The sequence below is a fragment of the endosymbiont of Riftia pachyptila (vent Ph05) genome, from assembly GCF_000224455.1.
In the GTDB taxonomy this organism is placed as follows: Bacteria; Pseudomonadota; Gammaproteobacteria; order Chromatiales; family Chromatiaceae; genus Endoriftia; species Endoriftia persephonae.
In genome coordinates this window covers 1-16,997 of record NZ_AFOC01000081.1, presented here as the reverse complement: position 1 = coordinate 16,997, position 16,997 = coordinate 1, and the positions used below count along the sequence as shown (strand labels likewise).

Sequence of the window (16,997 nt, the reverse complement as noted above, 5' to 3'; positions counted from 1 at the left end):
ATCATCAGGGAAGGGGAGTATTTTGAGTTATGGACACAGGCCAGCACAGAATTATGCCCAACAATGGGCTGCAGTGGACGTCAAAAAGCTCCGCTCGTTCCTCGCTCCACTTTTTGTCGCCACTAAGCCCAAATGTTATGCTTACAAACATCTCTCTTGCGCCGCAAAGAGCGATGTTGATCTTTCAAGCGGCAATTAAAAAATAGGAGTATCGTCTTGAAACGGACAATTGTTTTCGTTTGCGCAATGGTGGCATCTGGCAGTGTGTTTTCTGAGGGTAAATCACATTGGGGATATTCAGGCCATGAAGGGCCGAATCATTGGGCATCTTTGAGTGCTGACAATTTTGCTTGTTCTGGGAAAAACCAGTCACCGATCAATTTGTCTGGTTTTATTGAATCTGAACTTATACCTATTGCATTTAATTATAGTAATGGTGGCTATGAAATCCTAAATAACGGTCATACTGTTCAGGTTAATTATAAAAAAGGCAGCAGTATTAAAATCGACGGAACCACATTTAATTTATTACAGTTCCATTTTCACGCGCCTAGTGAAAACCATATCAACGGGCATTCCTATCCTTTGGAAGCACATCTTGTTCACGCAGACAATAACGGGAATTTGGCTGTCGTCGCAGTCATGTTTAAAGAAGGTGCGGCAAACAAAGGTTTAACAAAAGCTTGGGCAATGATGCCAAAATATGAAGGAGATAAGCATTTATTGTCCGCAATGGTCCCTGTCGATGATATTCTGCCGAAAGAACGTGATTACTATCGGTTTAACGGCTCTTTGACTACTCCACCATGCTCTGAAGGTGTGCGTTGGCTGGTAATGAAACAAGAAGTCACTGCATCAGAAGAACAAATCAATGCATTCAAGCATGTGCTGCATGAACCAAATAATAGGCCATTGCAAGCCATCAATGCCCGGGCCATACTAAAATAAATTGCATAACAATCACATGCACTCGGACAGCTAAAAGTGTCGCACGGTTTGTGCATTCCGCTACGCTTCATTTTGCACAAAACGTCGCCACTTTCGGCTGCCGGTGATGTGAGTCGTTAGCTGTACTGATACAAGAAGGCATAAATGAGTAACTTAAAAGAATCTGGTTATAAAGTACTGGCAATAGTTGAAGATATAGGTTTATTAATTATTGCTTTATCAACAGTAATTGCTATTGGTTTTGAAGTTATACAAATGTTTGAAGCCATGAAAGTGACACTGGCAGATCTTTTGTTACTTTTTATATATCTTGAAGTTTTAACAATGATTGGTATATACCTTAAAACAGGACAGCTACCTGTCCGTGTTCCACTTTATATTGCTATAGTAGCGATAGCACGATATGTGATTCTTGACATGAAGAACCTTGATACACTAAGAATGCTTGGTCTCGCAGGTGCTGTACTCCTTATTTCTATATCTATATTAGCTATTAGATATGGTCATAATAAGTTTCCATATAATGATAAAAAAGACAGCTAACAATCACATAAACGCTGACCACATTTTCTTACGGCCTAAACAAATAGCTCGTAAGAAAATGTGGCAGGTTATGTAGGCGTTATATGTAGAAAGAAAGCACGAGGGGAATTTTGCGGTTGAAAACACTAAATCATCTGTTTGACAACAATTTGGCATGGGCAACATCAATCAAAGAGAAAGATCCAGAGTTTTTCACGCGCTTATCAAAGCAGCAGGCCCCCGAGTACCTGTGGATTGGCTGTTCAGATAGTCGAGTCCCAGCCAATCAAATAACAGGTTTACAACCTGGCGAGGTATTTGTTCATCGTAATATTGCAAATGTTGTCGTTCATACAGATTTAAATTGTCTGTCCGTAATACAGTTTGCTGTTGAGGTGCTAAAGGTCAAGCATATTATTATTTGCGGCCACTATGGGTGTGGTGGTGTAAAGGCGGCGCTGGAAAATCACGAGCATGGACTTATCGATAATTGGTTGCGTCATATTAAGGATGTCATACGCTTCAATTCTGGACAATTTGATGGGCTTGAGCATAACGAGAAGTTAGATTTGCTCTGTGAGCTCAATGTAAGAGAGCAAGTTACAAACATTTGTAATACAACTATTGTCCAGAATGCATGGAAACAAGGAAAAGAGCTTTCTATTCATGGTTGGATTTACAGTATTGAAAATGGGATTCTTAAAGATTTAAGTGCCTGCGTTACATCAAAAGACGTATAAGTTTGCATATAACAAGCGACTGTGGTCCAAATTCAACCTATTAATCCATATTTTCATTCCATTTCTGTTGGTCCCGGACCATGGCGTTGAGGATAACGATCAGCTTTCGGATGCAGGCCGTGATGGCGACCTTTTTATGCTTGCCTTGGGCAACCAGGCGGTTATAAAAACGCCGTAGAATGGGATTACACTGAATCGAGGACAGGACGCCCATGTAGAGCACAGTTCGCACACTGGCTCTGCCACCGCGGATACGACGCTTGCCACGCAAACGCCCGCTGTCACGGTTGAAAGGGGCAACGCCAGTCAAGGCAGCTATCTGCTTTGGCTTGAGTCTACCCAGCTCTGGCAGGTCAGCGAGCAGGGTATACAGAGTGGTTGGCCCCACCCCTGGCACAGAAAGCAGAATCTCTCGGGTCTTGGCCCACTCAGGCGCCGCCCTGACAGCGGCTTCGAGCGTGGCATCGATTTTTTCGATCTGCCGGTTGAGGTGCTGAAGATGGCGGTGGATATCAGGCAACAGGGCTTTCGGCATGATGGTGAGGCGATTCTTCTCCATCGTGGCCATCGCGACCAGTTGCCGGCGCCGCACCAGCAAATCCTTGATCTCACGACTCTTTGTGTCGACCAGTTGTCGCACAGGCGGTTTTACGATGGCGTCGAAGTCAGCGATAAGGCGAGCATCGAACGCATCGGTCTTGGCCAACAGGCCGATCGCACCGGCATAGCGTCGGACCTGAAGTGGATTGGCGACAACGACAGGCAAGCCGACCGTGCTCGCTGCTTCGACAAAGTGGCGCTCGTAGCGTCCCGTCGCTTCGATGACGCCCGCTCGATCACATCTGATTGCAGCGTTTGAGCGAGACGCTTCGCGCCTTGGGGTGTATTGGGCAAGCTGAAAGCCGTGTCCAGTTTGCGCACATAGACATCGAGCCGGTCTTTACCGACGTCAATACCGACATTGATACCCGAGAGATTGGCTGTGGTCATGGTAGAAACACCTCCGCCTTGCTAAATTCGGGCTATGGGCCCATTCGACTGTTCGAGTTATCGATCGAATCGGAGTCGCGCCACACGCTTGTTAACTGTCTCGGCGAGGCCATCATCGGGCTAGGACTCCGATAACCTGCGGCTACAGGTTATGGGCCTAGTCTAACTCGCTTATAGGGATGTGTTTTAACCATACAAGGTGCATCCAGCGGATTTCCAAAAGCGTCACTTATTTTGCTTACGCAAAAGCGTGCTACTTTTGGCAGTCGCTGATGCACGACGCTAGGTGGCACAAATGGATTCATCGACAGTCTTCCTGCTAGCGGCCGATACAATCCTGCTGCTCCACATGCTAATCGTCGCCTTTATTGTGATTGGTTTGGTTCTTATATTCATCGGTAAGGCTCGTGCATGGTCTTGGATCCGCAATCCTTGGTTTAGGTTAATGCATCTTGTAGTGATTGGTGTGGTCGTCATTCAGTCGTGGCTTGGCGTTATATGTCCGCTCACTACAATTGAAATGGCGCTACGTTCACGGGGCAGCGATACCATATATTCCAGTTCCTTCATGTCATACTGGATAGAAAATATTTTGTACTATCAAGCGCCACCATGGGTCTTTGCCATATGTTATATGATATTCGGTGCTGTAGCCTGTGCTAGTTGGTTTTGGATCCGTCCGCGAGGTTTTACTAAATCTACAAGCCACCATGCCACCTAACAAATCGTTAAATCAGATAGGTGTAAAAACGCGCCTCCTGGTTAACTCAACTGTTAGACGACATTAACAATAAGTTGAAAGAGATAGGTGGATGGCAAATATGAAGCCAGTTAATTCCCTAATAAATGGCCGGTTCGCCTTCTTTCAGGAATTTCTGAAACATCCTCTTCAGGTTGGGTCGATCATTCCCAGCTCTCGTTTCCTTGAGCGGCGTATTTTGGAGGCCGCCGCGATCACTTCAGCTAAGACTATCGTAGAGCTGGGTTCCGGCACAGGAGGTACAACTCGAGCGATACTGCGCGCGATGCCGCAGCATGCCAAGCTCTTGAGCATAGAAATTAACTCGCATTTCCACACCTTGGTTAGCAGCATTGAGGACGACCGACTCATTGCACACTTGGGTAACGCGTGCGGGCTGAAGGAAATCATTTCGAAGTATGGACTAGGTGCTCCGGAGGCCGTAATTTCTGGTATTCCCTTTTCCACTATGAACCATAGTGAAGGATCTCAAGTTATCGAGGCGATTTCATCTCTGCTCGCCCCAAACGGACGCTTCGTGGCGTATCAGGTAAGCAAGCGTGTCGCCTCCCTGTGTCGGCCCTTTTTAGGATCAGAGCAGATTATGGTGGAACTTCTCAACATCCCGCCAATGCGTGTCTACAAGTGGGAGAAGAGCAGTACCTAACACCTAAAATCAACACGGACGCAAATTTTTCGGGCTCAATTTGCACCGGTTATTTGCTACGTTGAGGCTGTCGGAAAACCCCTACAAATGTAGAATACGAGCATACTAAGTCAAACTGGGAGAAAGGGAGAATGGCTCGTTACAAGGACTACAATTATGATCAAATGAAAATGATCCCGGTCTCCTTTGAGCGTCAGATCCTGCCGGGCAGTTTTGAATATTCCCTCGCTTACCTGATCGATAATGAACTGGATTTATCCGCTTTCGATCAATACTACTGCAATGATGAAAACGGTCGCCCGGCCTATGATCCAAGGGTGCTGTTGAAGATCATCATTCTGGCCTATTCCAAAGGGATTACCAGCAGCCGCCGGATCGAACGGCTGTGCCGTGAGAACATCATCTTCATGGCGCTGTCGGCGGACCTGCAACCCGATCACAGTACACTGGCAGATTTTGTCTCACGTTCCCCCGAGGCCGTTGCTGATCTGTTCAGTCAGATTGTCCTGATGTGTGATCAGCTGGGACTGATCGGCAAAGAGATGTTCGCCATAGATGGCTGCAAACTACCCTCCAATGCCTCAAAGGAGTGGAGCGGCACCCATACGGAGTTAAAGAAAAAGCGGCAGAAAATCGATCGTGCGGTAAGGCGCATGCTGCAACGCCATCGTGAGCAGGACAGCGCAGAGCAATCCCCCGGCATCCAGAGGCATGATGAAGCCGAACAGATCAAGAAACTGCGCGCCGTCTCGCGCAAGATCAAACGCTTTCTGGATACCGAGCCGGAGCGCACAGGGGTGAGTGGACGGGAGGTCAAAAGCAATATAACCGACAACGAAAGCGCCAAGATTAAGACCAGCCATGGCGTGATACAGGGCTACACCGGAGTGGCAGCGGTCGACAGCAAAAACCAGGTTGTCATATACGCCGAAGCGTTTTGGCAGGGCCAGGAGCATGGACTGCTTAAACCTGTTATCGAAGGCATCAGAGATACCTTCAATGACAGCAAATCGAAAAGCACCCTGAAAAAGACAAAAATCACTGCCGACTCCGGCTACCATAACCGCGAGATGCTCGAATACCTCGAAGCCGAAGGCGTCGATGCCTATATCGCCGATACGGGCTTCCGCTCACGCGATCCGCGCTTCAAGGATCATAAGGAACCCAGGGAGAGAAACAGACGCAAGGATAAAGAACGCTTTACGCGGAGTGAATTCATCATTGATCGAAAAAAGCGGACCTGCCGCTGCCCTGCGGGACATGCCCTGTGGCTCAAGGCGAAGCGGGCCCGCATAGGTCATCATCTGTTCATGCAGTTTCAGGCCTATGAAAAGGACTGTAATAATTGCGGACTGAGGAAGCGCTGCCTCAGAAATGAACAACAGCACACCCCGCGACAGATCAATGTTGCACTAGACATTACCCAGGAGCAGAAGGCGGGAGTTATCGAACGGATGAAGCGCAAGATTGACAGCCCAGAGGGACGACATATCTACAGTCAGCGGTTGGGTACTGTAGAACCGGTGTTTGGTCACATCACCGATGCCGTTGGCATCAAGCGATTCAGTCTCCGAAGCAAGCGCAAGGTGGATGGGCAGTGGAAATTGATGATGATGTTACATAACATCCTGAAGATTCACCGATATGGATGGGAATGGGCGTAAACCGAAGGACAGAGTGCGAGATTAATCTGCTCAGAGACAGAATTACGGACTAATCAAAAAAACAATGAATGAGCGCTGTCAGAAATAATCTGAACAAAAGAGTGTTTGTCTGAATTTGGTTTTTCGACAGGCTCGTTAGATTTGGAAGAGATGAAAAAACATACAAAAGCTATCACTGGTGCAGCATTTACATTAATTATGTCTTTTGCATGTTCTGTTATGTCAAATCAAAACAACAAAGAAATGGATAACAAACATAGGCATCAAACTTCAGCCGGCTTTCAAAATTATCCCCCTGTGCAAACAGCCGCACCTAAAGGCACTTTTTTTTATCTGCGTAGATTTTGGGATTCAGTTTTTCTCCCAGATGTCCCAGATGGGCATGTGCTACCTGAATTTGAAGCTTTGCAACTTCTAAATTCTGTTGAAGGCGACCGAGTAACCTGGTTAGGCCAAGCGAGTTTTCTTATTAGAATTGCAGGAAAAACAATCCTGACAGATCCTTTTTTAACGGATTTTGCTAGTCCCATTTCTTGGGCTGGCCCCAGGCGGTTTGTACCGCCTGGGATCCCTTTAGATAAACTTCCATCTATAGATATTGTGATTGTTTCACATAACCATTACGACCATTTAGATGATGAAACCGTTAACTCCTTAGCAAATAAAGATGCAATTCAAGTAGTGGTACCCTTTGGTCTAAAATCGTTTTTTACTGAGAGAGGGTATATAAACGTAACAGAATTAGACTGGAACGATCAGATATCCATTGGCAACATAAAGTTAATTGCTTTACCTGCTGTTCACGATTCCGCGCGAAGTACAGACGATCAAAACAAAACATTATGGGCATCATGGGTAATACTAGGCCCTAAAAATAAAATTTACTTTATTGGTGATACCGGATATTCAAATACTATTTTCAAACAGATTGGCAGCCGATATGGCCCATTTGATTATGCAATTATACCAATAAGCGCTTATGAACCAAGGAAATTGATGTGGATGTCACATGTTACTCCTGAAGAAGCAGTTACAGTGGGGAAGGAAGTTGGCGCAAATACCTTAATAGCATCACATTGGGGGACTATTAATTTATCTGATGAACCGCCGTGGGAACCACCAAGGCGTTTTAGCAGAGCAGGATTGTATAATGGATTCGCCGAGGAAGAACTATGGGTTATGAAAATTGGAGAAACCAGACCTCTTTAACAAAAAATTATACCTTAGCGATCATGGCAAACGAAGCATCTTTCAATCCAAGAAAATAATATTGATAGGCTATTTATTAACAAAAAAATCTAACAATCACATGCAGCGGACAGCAAAAAGCAGCGCTCATCGTACCTCGTCGCTCTGCTTTTTTCTGCCGCTGATGTGAGGCGTTAGGCGGTTAATATGCCTGGCGTCTAGCATGTTATTGAGAGGGCTTTGGGAGAACATAGAATGAAAAATGCAAAGAAGTTAGTTTATGTAGGCATAGCAATGGCCTTGGTGATATTGACTGCAGGGTGCGTGAAAGAGTCACGTAAGGGTTATAAAGAAATGCAATTCTCTGCATCATGTAAGTCCTGTGAGAAGCTAGACGGCTTCGTCTCACCAAGTCAGATTAATGATGAAATTCGCAAGATGGTGGGTAAATACAAAGGCGTAGGGGAAGCTGATAATGTTGCTATTCAAAAGTCTAGAGGAGTTGTCGAGACCTATCTGAGGCCAGATTTTATTGATGGAGGAGATTGCCCAGAAATTGATAGTGAAAAATGGGCAATTGACTATTCATACAAACGCAAGCGTCCAGCATTACATAAAGGAATTGATATCCCTCAACCAAGAGGAACACCAGTGAGGGCTATCGCCAACGGTGTTGTTGTGGGTAAATTCTTAAATGAGTTTAATAGAAAAGGTATCGAAATAATTTTGAGGCATACTCCAGAGCAGACAGGTCTGCCATTTTGGACGTATTCACAGTACACTCATCTCCAGGAGATGCCAACGTTGTCAATTGGTACGAATGTCAAGATGGGAGATGAGATTGGAAAAACGGCAAATACTGGAAAGATGGGAAGAAGAGTGCGTCGTGATGCGTTACACTTTGCCGTTCTCTACAGCAAGTACCCAGAATGGTCTAATGATGGAGTAGTGGTAACACCAAAAGACGGATATTTTATGGATCCGAATGCGTTTTATCGTCTTGATCCACCGTATGAATCACTATCCTTGGCAAAGCTACTGGGTGATCAAAAATGGGTACCAATACCTTACATGAATGCTGATGGAATATTGGCACCATCTGACACTAAGCGTATTTGGCCGTATGTTTGTAAATAGTACAAACTTAATAGTTGAATTACGTGGAATGGCCTAACAAGAGAAATAAACTTGAATCACAAAAGGCTGACGTCTTTTGTGATTCGGTTATTTGCAACGTTATGTGTGATTTTAAACTGAGGGTATTTATATGTTCATGATTGAGTATAAAGATATCGGCTGGTGGTATTGGTTGGTAACAGCAGGACTGCTTACATATGGTGTGTTGGGAGAGCCGATAGGATTTATGCTTGCTATAGGCCTTACTGTGTTTCAGTTATTTCACTTCGTGCTTCGAGAACGTAGTATTACCGCCTTTCCTATTCAAGTGCGGTTTTGGTATCTAATTCTTCTTCTTGTTGCGTTACCAGAGCCACTGCAATTGATATATTGGATCCCAACCATAGGTACGTGGGCACAGATAATATTTGGTTATTGTACTATGGCGCGCTGTGTTTCCCTTTTTCCATGGAATCGTAGTGAACAATTTTCACTTGATTTGCTAAAGAAAACATTCTTTTCTCGTCCAGTTCGAGGAAGTATTAAACAAGGTTTTGCAGCCTCTAAGTAAATTATAAGTTACACATAACAAGCAACTGTGGCCCTAAGTCAACCTATTAAGCCATATTTTCATTCCATTTACGTTGGTCCCGGACCATGGCATTGAGGATAACAATCAGCTTCCGAGTGCAGGCTGTGATGGCGATCTTTTTATGCGTGCCTTGGGCAACCAGGCGGTTATAAAAACGCCGTAGGATAGGATTACACTGAATCGAGGAGAGGGCGCCCATGTGCAGCACAGTTCGCACACTGGCTTCTGCCACCACGAATACGACGCTTGCCACGCAAACGCCCGCTGTCACGGTTGAAAGGGGCAACGCCAGTCAAGGCAGCTATCTGCTTTGGCTTGAGTTTACCCAGCTCTGGCAGGTCAGCGAGCAATCGATAATCTTGTCAGCGCCTTTGTCCCATCTGCTTTTCTGCACTCTCCAGCAGCGCTTCATTGAGTTGGATAAATGATTCGTGCTTCAGCTTGCGCCTCGCCTGACAGAAGGCCGATGCCGTGATCCGGGGGAGTGGTTTCCCGTCGCCTATGGTTTCAAAAAACTGGTCCAGCTCGTCTTGTGGTGTGCTCTTTCGAAAGTTCAGCATTAACGGAATCAGATGCTCAAAGGGAAGGGACCGTTTCCGCGTGAAATCTGTTCGGCGCTTCCCGGCGAAACGCATCAGAGCCAATAAGTGTCTTTATCGGCCTATAGATCTTCTCAAATGACCTTCAGGATAATTCTCTTTTCCATTGTCTCCGAGATGGGATTGTGATGCATTTCCAGCTCTCGATTGCTTGTGATAAGTTCGAATTATTATAATAAATACAGTGACTTGCGTGATAATTTAATGGCGCAGATATCTAATCTGTTATCCGTTTTTTCTTCTCCCGCGGTATCCCAAATCGCTGCCGTCTCTCCCATAGCGCCTTGCGACTGATGCCGAGCTGGCGGGCCATCTCGGTCTCGGTCATCTGGTCCTGATTTTCCAGCACGAATTGTCGAAAGTACTGCTCCAGTGAGAGTTGCTCGCCGCGCTGGTCTGACTTGCGCCGCCGGGTGGCGACTTGGTGGTCGATGGCTAGCAGGTCGGGGGTGATGGTCTCCCCATCGCACAGGATTACTGCCCGTTCGATGGCGTTGGCGAGTTCCCGTACATTGCCGGGCCAGTGGTAGCGCTTGATTGATGTCAGTGCGTCCCGGCTGAGGTTGATGCGGGGTTTGTTGAGCTTTTTGCACGTCTTGTCGAGCAGAAAACGGGAGAGCGCCTGGATGTCGTTGCCCCGTTCGCGCAGCGGTGGCAGCACCATCTCGACCACCCGCAGGCGGAAGTAGAGGTCGCTGCGAAAGCTCTGTTCCTGCACCAGTTGGCGCAGATCCTGGTGGGTGGCGGCGACGATGCGCACATCGAGCCGGCTTGTCGGGTCTGACCCGGCGGCGTAGTTGTCACTACTCTGCAGCAGGCGCAGCAGGCGTGCTTGGGCCGTCTGCGGTAGTTCGCCGACCTCATCGAGAAATAGGGTGCCGCCATTGGCCTGCTTCAGCAGCCCGGGTTGACTACCATTACCGCCCTGCAGATGGCCAAATAGTTCACTTTCAATCAGATGTTCGGGGATGGCGGCGCAATTGAAGGCGATGAAGGGGGCCTGGTTGCGTCGACTCTGTTCGTGCAGGGCGCGGGCGACCAGCTCCTTGCCGGTGCCCGACTCACCCAGGATCAGCACCGTGGCATCGGTGGGGGCGACCTTTTCGATGCGCCGGCAGACATCGCGCATTGCATCGCAGCTGCCGACCATCCCTTTTACTGGGTAGTGCTTCTCCATCTCCGACTTGAGGATGGCCTGCTGGCGCTGCTGCTGGGACTGCCGCAACAGCCGGCGCACCAGCAACAGCAATTCGTCATGGTCGAAGGGTTTGGCGATATAGTCGGCAGCGCCCTGTTTCATCGCCTCAACCGCTGAGCGCACGCTGGCGTAGCTGGTCATGATCAGCACCGGCACCTCATCGGCGTGCTGGATGATCTCGGTACCCGCCGCACCGGGCAGGCGCAGGTCGGAGATGATCAGGTCGAAGCCGTTCAGATCAAGGGCCTCGGTCTCCTCCACTGAGCCGGCCTCGGCTATCTGGAAACCGTGGCGCTCCAGCAGGCGTCGCAAGGCAGTGCGGATCACCGCCTCGTCTTCAATGATCAGTATCTGCGGCATGGATACTCTCCGCCTGTTTCGGTAGTTCGATGATCACCCGTGTGCCTACGCCGGGCTGCGAGTCGAGCTCGATGCTACCGTTGTGATCGCTGATGATCTTGTAGGCCATGGCGAGGCCAAGGCCGGTACCTTCGCCGACCGGTTTTGTGGTGAAGAAGGGTTCGAAGATGAAGGCCTGCTGCTGCTCGTCGATACCGCAGCCCTGATCCAGTATCTCGATGATGACGCGTTTACCGTTCTCCCGCGCCAGCAGTTCCACCCGGTCGCCGGGGACGGAGGCATCACAGGCGTTACTGAAGAGATTGACCAGCACCTGGGAGAGGCTCTGGCGGTCGCCAAACAGTGCCAGGCCTGCCGGTGCGGCGTTGAGACACTCCACCTGGCGGCCGTTGCGGGTGAGCCGCACCAGCCGGATCGCCTCATCCACCACCTCGCGCAGTGGAAACTGGTGGAAGTTTTTGCCCAGCGGGTCGCTGCGGCTGAAGTTCATCAGGGTCTGGATGATAGTGCTGATGCGCTGGGTCTGACGCAGGATCTCCTCGATGCTCTCGTCGATCAGCTCGGGCTCCCGCTCGTGGCGCAGATTCTGTGCCAGCGAGGCGATGCCGGTGACCGGGTTGCCGATCTCGTGGGCGACGCCGGCGGCAAGGCGGCCAATGGAGGCGAGTCGGTCGCTGTGCTCCAGCTCCGCCTCCAGGGTCTCCAGATTAGTGAGATCCTCCAGCAGCATCACCTGGCTGGTGCGTGCCTGCTCAACTGGATGATCGGCCGGTACCGGTGAGGGGATGGTCGCCTTGTGCAGGTTGAACCAGCGGGATTTGCCTTGATGTTTCACCTCCATGTGGTGGATGTGCAGATCCTGGGCGCTGGCAAAACCGCTCAGCAGGTTGCCCCAGGGGGCAGGCAGCCGGTGTAGGGTGACACCGACTGCATCCTTGGCGGGCAGGTCGGTCATCACCTCCATCGCCAGGTTCCAGATCACCACACTGTGCTCACGGTCGACGGTGCAGACGCCGAGCGGCAGGTCGAGCAGGATCTGGCGCTGGTAGCGGCGCAGGTTGTCGAGGTCAGCGGTCATGCCCTGCAGGCGGGAGCGCGACTCCTCCAGCCGCTCCTCCACATAGCGCATCGAATCGGCCAGTGCGGTCTTGGCATGGGTATCCAGGCTGAGGCGGCGATTGATGATGATGTGGGCCAGCTGTGGCCCAATCAGACCGGAGAGGTTGCGTTCGATGCGCTCGCGCAGTTGTCGAAGCTCTGCCGGGCGGGTCTCGGTAGGCGACATGCCAAGGTCGCTGAGGGCCTGCTGCACCTCTTTTTCTGCAGCCTCCCAGCCTAGAACCAGGGAGAGTTCCTGGGTGAACTGCTCGGTGCTGCTGGCACTGACCACGCCGCTTAAGGGAGTGAATGACTCGGTACAACAGGCGCCGGCGGCATCGCGTTCACCACGGCTCTGCCGGGTGAGCAGGGAACCGGTGACAAACAGCAGCAGATTGAGACTGATTGAAAAGAAGCTAGAGAACTCCCACTTTGACAGGCCGGTGATTGTCTGCATGGTCGTGATGTCGATCTCGGAACGGATGAAACCGGATGCATCGAGCAACGGCACCAGCAGGGTGATGCCCCATACCAGCATGCCGCCCATCAGACCGGCGATGAAGCCGTTGCGGTTGGCGCGTTTCCAATAGAGCAGGCCGATGATGCCGGGTAAAAACTGGGCCACTGCGACGAACGAGATCAGCCCCAGTTCCACCAGTCGCTGGTTCTGTTGTAAGAGGACGTAGAAGGCGTAGCCGGCGAGGATGATGGCGCCGATTATCACCCGGCGTGAACTCTGCAGCCAGCGGTAGAGATTGACCTGGGGATAGGGGTAGACCCAGGGCAGCAGGATATGGTTGAGCACCATTGAGGAGAGCGCCACAGTGGTGACGATGACCATCGCGCTGGCGGCGGAGACACCGCCGATGAAGGCGAGAGTGGGCAGCCAGCTGGTGCCACTGTCGAGGGTGATGCCGAGTACGAAGTAGTCCGCATCCAGGCTGACGCCAGCGCGGCTGCCAGCCCAGAGGATCGGTGGGATTGCCAGGTTGATCAGGAACAGGTAGAGCGGAAAGGCCCAGCTGGCGGTGCGGATCGCCCTGGGGTCAAGGTTCTCAGCAAACAGCATATGGAACTGGCGTGGCAGCAGGAAGGCGGCGGCGAAGGCGAGAAACAGCAGGGTCAGCCAAGGGCCTTCACGGACCGGCCGGTAGAGGCTGTCGACGGCCTGCGGGTTGGCCGCCAGCCACTGATTGAGCTCACTGGGTCCGGAGAAGATGCCAAACAGAGCGAACAGGCCGATAGTGATCAACGCCAACAGTTTGACCAGTGATTCGAAGGCGATTGCTACTACCAGCCCCTGGTGTTTCTCTCGGGGAGAGACGTGGCGTGCACCGAATAGGATGGCAAACAGGATCAGGGTGAGACAGAAACCAAACGCCAACACCTGGGGGGTGGCCTCCTGAGTCAAGATCCGCATCGACTCGGTCACCGCGCGAATCTGCAGCGCGATGTAGGGCAGGGTGCCGATCAGCATGAACAGGGTGACTAACACGCCGGCCAGCTGGCTGCGGAAGCGGAACGCAAACAGGTCGGCCAGTGAGGTGAGCTGATATTCCCGGGTCAGGCGAAGAATCGGTTGCAGCAGTACCGGCGTCAGGGCAAAGGCAAGGGTGACGCCGATATAGATGGTGAGGAACAGGTAGCCTTCGGACTGGGCAAAACCGACGCTGCCATAGTAGCTCCATGAGGTGGCATAGACACCAAGTGAGAGTGCGTAGACCAGTGGGTGGCGAATCAAGCGCTCCGGGATACGGCCGCTGTCTGCGGCGTAGGCGACCAGGAACAGCAGCAGCAGATAGATGAAACCGGCACCGAACAGGATGCCCAGCTCATGGGTCATCAGGGGTTCGCCTCTGTAGCAGGGCGCCGAACAGGATCACCAGCAGCCAGATCAGATAGGGTATATACCAAGGTGAGTCGCTGCCGGTCCACCAGCTGAGGACCGGACCGCTGAAGAGGGTGCAGGCCAGCAGAAACAGGATCAGGGTTTTATCGTAGCCTGGGCCGGGAGGAGGGCGGATGCTCATCCCGGAAGCCTAGCATTTGTTACCTATAGTAACAACGATCGGAAAATCAGATGCTTTTTGCCTGTGGGGGACTGAATGTTGACTATACATCAGTAATAACCACAATTGTTTGCAGCTTCAATCGGTATGACAATCGGCAGGTCATCCAATCATTCAGAGCGGAAGGGAGTCCGGTGGAGGAGATATGCGCTTGAGTCGTACTGTCCGCTATATCGTTTATGCCGGTTTGCTCTGCTTTGCGACATTTCCAGCTTGCAGCGACACTCTGACCTGGGTTGGTTGTGGCATTACTAAAAAGGCCTTTATGGCCGAGTTGAGCAAAGCCTATCAACGGGAGACTGGAACAGAGATCCAGCTTTCCGGCGGAGGCGCTACAAAGGGCATTCGTCAGGTCGCTGCCAACAAGGTTGATATAGGTGGCAGTTGCCGCAATAAACTGTGGGGGCATCCGGCGGAGAGATCGGTTCAATTCCACCCCGTTGCCTGGGATGCGCTGGTGGTCATCACCCATAAGAAGAACCCGGTGAACGATATATCACTGGAGGATCTGAGAGCAATCTACAAGGGTAAAATCACCAACTGGAAGCAGCTGGGTGGAACTGACCAGCCAATCGAGCTGTTGATTCGGAAGGGCAAGATATCAGGTGTGGGCCACGCTATCCGGGAGTATCTTTTTGCTGCGCCTAACATGGAGTTCGCCTCTGACAACATATTCCCCTCATCAGGTCCGTTGGAACAGGCGGTTGGAAACAATCTCAACAGTCTGGCAATCACCGGTGTCAGTAGCGCCAGGAAACGTAATGTTAAAATCCTCAAACTGGAAGGCAAATTCCCCAGCTATGAAAATATCAAATCGGGAGCCTATTTGCTTTATCGACCGCTCTATCTGGTAACTAATCTCAGGGGCACAAACCGCGCTAAGGTGATGAAGTTTATCCAGTTCGCCAACAGCCCGTTAGGTCGGGAGGTCATCCGGCATAATGGAGTTGTGCCCTACATGGATGGGCTCCACCTGGCCGGCAAACTACACCAGCAGCAACGGGCCAGTCGGAAGATGCGACTTGATAAGCTGAGGCAGGATGAAAACTAGCCCGTTTAGCGGAGGGCCAGGCCTATATGTAGCTTGGGCTGCTTGCGCAGCAGAGTGGTATCGCCCCCACGCAAGATCCTGCGTACGCAATCGATACTCTTTGCCAGCAGGTTTCGCTTGGCGAACGGGCTGCGTCCATATAAAGGGGTTTCTTGTGGAGTAAGCGTCAAGCTTTGTTCTTTGCCAGCATCTGGCGTAGCTTGACGGCCAGTTCAGTGGGTTCGAACTTTGGCACATAGGCATCAGCACCGACACCGCGTCCGAGTTCCTGGTTAGCGTCGGCAGAGAGTGACGAGTGCATGATGACCGGAATATCGTTCAATCGGGAGTCCTCCTTGATCTTTTTGGTAAGCACGTAACCATCCATCTCCGGCATCTCGACGTCGGTAAGAATCAACTGGATATAGTCGCTGCTTTTATGCCCCGTTGCCTCTGCCCGATTGGCAATTTCACGTATTCTTGCCCAAGCCTCCGATCCGTTGGCGGTGCTGATGTACTTGATCCCCATATGATCGAGCGTGCGGATGATCTGGTCCCGGGCGACCACCGAGTCATCGGCGAACAGGATGGTAATGCCTTCCTCTTCCATTCTTGGGATGCCTTCGAAGAGCTCTTCGCTCTGACCGAATCCGGAAGTCTGAGCGAGTACCATCTCCACATCCATGATCATCACCAGCCGACCATCCTTCAGCTCGGTAACTGCGGTAACCAGTCCGCCATGCTGCTGTACCATCATCGGCGGCGGTACCCTGACATTCTCCCAGGCGAGTCGTTCGATGGTGTCAACCGAGTGGACCAGAAACCCCTGCACGTTTTTGTTGTATTCGGTGATGATCAGGATGCCGGGTTTCTCGTCAGTCTGTACGCCACAGAATTTTGGCAGGTTGATGACCGGAATCATGTTGCCACGCAGACTGACCATACCTTCTACCGAGGGGGGCATCTCAGGGGCGTGGGTGATCTGAGGTACCAGCATCACCTCGCGAACCTTGAAAACATTGACACCAAATGTCTCTTCGCGTCCGGTGTTTGCGTCGTGCCCGAGGCTGAACAGCAGCACTTCAAGCCGGTTGGTGCCCGCCAAGCGGGTTCTGTCGTCCACGGATTTGATGAATGTTGCCATCTGCGTTCACTCGGTAATGGATGGACCAGTCCTTTGATGCCTGCAATACGGCGCCCTCAAAAGACTGCTGATCACCGTTTATAGCGGTCGTTTTTATTCAGGCTTTAGGATATTTTTGACTGATGGAGCAGACTGCGCTCTCCTTGCTGGCGCAGCTATGCTTCAATCTATGTGGTGGTCTGCCCTGACATTTTCTGATTGTAACCAAGGTAAGCAAAGATGAATCCCGAGAAGGTGTTGTTCGGTTTTTTTATCGTTCTTTCGTTGACACTTAATTTCGGTTTTTTTGTTGGGGAAATTGACAATCCCGCCCACCACCATGTCTATGAGCTG

16 protein-coding genes and 3 pseudogenes are annotated in these 16,997 nt (G+C 50.7%); 12 read left to right on the top strand and 7 right to left on the bottom strand.

Annotation, left to right across the window (positions count from 1 at the left end; translation table 11 throughout):
* The 4 genes from RIFP1SYM_RS18255 to can all read left to right on the top strand — a co-directional run.
* Nucleotides 1-199 (top strand): hypothetical protein (locus tag RIFP1SYM_RS18255; protein ID WP_240992107.1); only part of this gene is annotated, 199 nt, incomplete at its 5' end.
* A 17-nt stretch (nucleotides 200-216) separates the two neighbouring features.
* Nucleotides 217-948, top strand: coding sequence for a carbonic anhydrase (locus tag RIFP1SYM_RS17080; RefSeq protein ID WP_005965199.1), 732 nt, complete (start codon nucleotides 217-219; stop codon nucleotides 946-948).
* 144 nt (nucleotides 949-1,092) lie between these two features.
* Nucleotides 1,093-1,491, top strand: coding sequence for a phosphate-starvation-inducible protein PsiE (locus tag RIFP1SYM_RS12325; protein WP_039960438.1), 399 nt, complete (start codon nucleotides 1,093-1,095; stop codon nucleotides 1,489-1,491).
* 116 nt (nucleotides 1,492-1,607) lie between these two features.
* Nucleotides 1,608-2,210 (top strand): carbonate dehydratase, encoded by a 603-nt coding sequence (gene can, locus RIFP1SYM_RS17075; RefSeq protein WP_010083146.1) that lies wholly within the window; start codon nucleotides 1,608-1,610, stop codon nucleotides 2,208-2,210.
* A 40-nt stretch (nucleotides 2,211-2,250) separates the two neighbouring features.
* On the opposite strand, the pseudogene RIFP1SYM_RS12320 reads toward can, so the two are convergent.
* Nucleotides 2,251-3,200: pseudogene (locus RIFP1SYM_RS12320) on the bottom strand (IS110 family transposase).
* Nucleotides 3,201-3,495: 295 nt separating this feature from the next.
* Between RIFP1SYM_RS12320 and RIFP1SYM_RS17070 the strand changes: the two are divergent.
* From RIFP1SYM_RS17070 to RIFP1SYM_RS17055, 6 genes are all read left to right on the top strand, one after another.
* Entirely contained in the window at nucleotides 3,496-3,921 is a 426-nt protein-coding gene (locus RIFP1SYM_RS17070) for a DUF2784 domain-containing protein (RefSeq protein WP_081417759.1), read from the top strand.
* Nucleotides 3,922-4,012: 91 nt separating this feature from the next.
* A complete protein-coding gene (locus tag RIFP1SYM_RS12310; RefSeq protein ID WP_081417758.1) occupies nucleotides 4,013-4,606 on the top strand; it encodes a class I SAM-dependent methyltransferase in 594 nt (197 codons plus the stop codon).
* A 131-nt stretch (nucleotides 4,607-4,737) separates the two neighbouring features.
* Entirely contained in the window at nucleotides 4,738-6,270 is a 1,533-nt protein-coding gene (locus RIFP1SYM_RS12305) for an IS1182 family transposase (RefSeq protein ID WP_005965196.1), read from the top strand.
* Nucleotides 6,271-6,375: 105 nt separating this feature from the next.
* Nucleotides 6,376-7,479: an MBL fold metallo-hydrolase gene (locus RIFP1SYM_RS17065; protein ID WP_005965195.1), complete on the top strand. Its 1,104-nt coding sequence runs from the start codon at nucleotides 6,376-6,378 to the stop codon at nucleotides 7,477-7,479.
* Between the two features lie 234 nt (nucleotides 7,480-7,713).
* Nucleotides 7,714-8,595, top strand: coding sequence for a M23 family metallopeptidase (locus RIFP1SYM_RS17060; protein WP_081417756.1), 882 nt, complete (start codon nucleotides 7,714-7,716; stop codon nucleotides 8,593-8,595).
* A 130-nt stretch (nucleotides 8,596-8,725) separates the two neighbouring features.
* Nucleotides 8,726-9,145 (top strand): hypothetical protein, encoded by a 420-nt coding sequence (locus RIFP1SYM_RS17055; RefSeq protein WP_081417755.1) that lies wholly within the window; start codon nucleotides 8,726-8,728, stop codon nucleotides 9,143-9,145.
* Nucleotides 9,146-9,191: 46 nt separating this feature from the next.
* Here RIFP1SYM_RS17055 and RIFP1SYM_RS19050 read toward each other — a convergent pair.
* The 5 genes and pseudogenes from RIFP1SYM_RS19050 to RIFP1SYM_RS12280 form a co-directional block, all read right to left on the bottom strand.
* Nucleotides 9,192-9,516, bottom strand: a pseudogene (locus RIFP1SYM_RS19050) (transposase); the annotation flags it as partial.
* Nucleotides 9,517-9,528: 12 nt separating this feature from the next.
* Nucleotides 9,529-9,810 carry a hypothetical protein gene (locus RIFP1SYM_RS17540; protein ID WP_138921701.1) on the bottom strand — a complete coding sequence of 94 codons (282 nt, stop codon included), beginning with the start codon at nucleotides 9,808-9,810 and terminating at the stop codon, nucleotides 9,529-9,531.
* 172 nt (nucleotides 9,811-9,982) lie between these two features.
* The gene (locus RIFP1SYM_RS12290) at nucleotides 9,983-11,323 is read right to left on the bottom strand and encodes a sigma-54-dependent transcriptional regulator (protein WP_005965193.1); all 1,341 of its coding nucleotides are present in this window, start codon (nucleotides 11,321-11,323) and stop codon (nucleotides 9,983-9,985) included.
* Nucleotides 11,301-14,264, bottom strand: a complete 2,964-nt coding sequence (locus RIFP1SYM_RS12285; protein WP_005965192.1) for a sensor histidine kinase — start codon at nucleotides 14,262-14,264, stop codon at nucleotides 11,301-11,303. The genes RIFP1SYM_RS12290 and RIFP1SYM_RS12285 overlap by 23 nt, the downstream gene beginning before the upstream one ends.
* Nucleotides 14,254-14,451, bottom strand: a complete 198-nt coding sequence (locus RIFP1SYM_RS12280; protein WP_005965191.1) for a hypothetical protein — start codon at nucleotides 14,449-14,451, stop codon at nucleotides 14,254-14,256. Before RIFP1SYM_RS12280 ends, RIFP1SYM_RS12285 begins: the two co-directional genes overlap by 11 nt.
* Nucleotides 14,452-14,635: 184 nt before the next feature.
* Between RIFP1SYM_RS12280 and RIFP1SYM_RS12275 the strand changes: the two genes are divergently transcribed.
* Nucleotides 14,636-15,541, top strand: a complete 906-nt coding sequence (locus tag RIFP1SYM_RS12275; RefSeq protein ID WP_005965190.1) for a phosphate ABC transporter substrate-binding protein — start codon at nucleotides 14,636-14,638, stop codon at nucleotides 15,539-15,541.
* Between the two features lie 166 nt (nucleotides 15,542-15,707).
* On the opposite strand, the gene RIFP1SYM_RS12270 is transcribed toward RIFP1SYM_RS12275, so the two are convergent.
* On the bottom strand, nucleotides 15,708-16,664 hold the full coding sequence (locus RIFP1SYM_RS12270) for a chemotaxis protein (protein ID WP_005965188.1): 957 nt from the start codon (nucleotides 16,662-16,664) through the stop codon (nucleotides 15,708-15,710).
* 219 nt (nucleotides 16,665-16,883) lie between these two features.
* Between RIFP1SYM_RS12270 and RIFP1SYM_RS19150 the strand changes: the two are divergent.
* Nucleotides 16,884-16,997 (top strand): annotated as a pseudogene (locus RIFP1SYM_RS19150) (DUF6394 family protein); the annotation flags it as partial.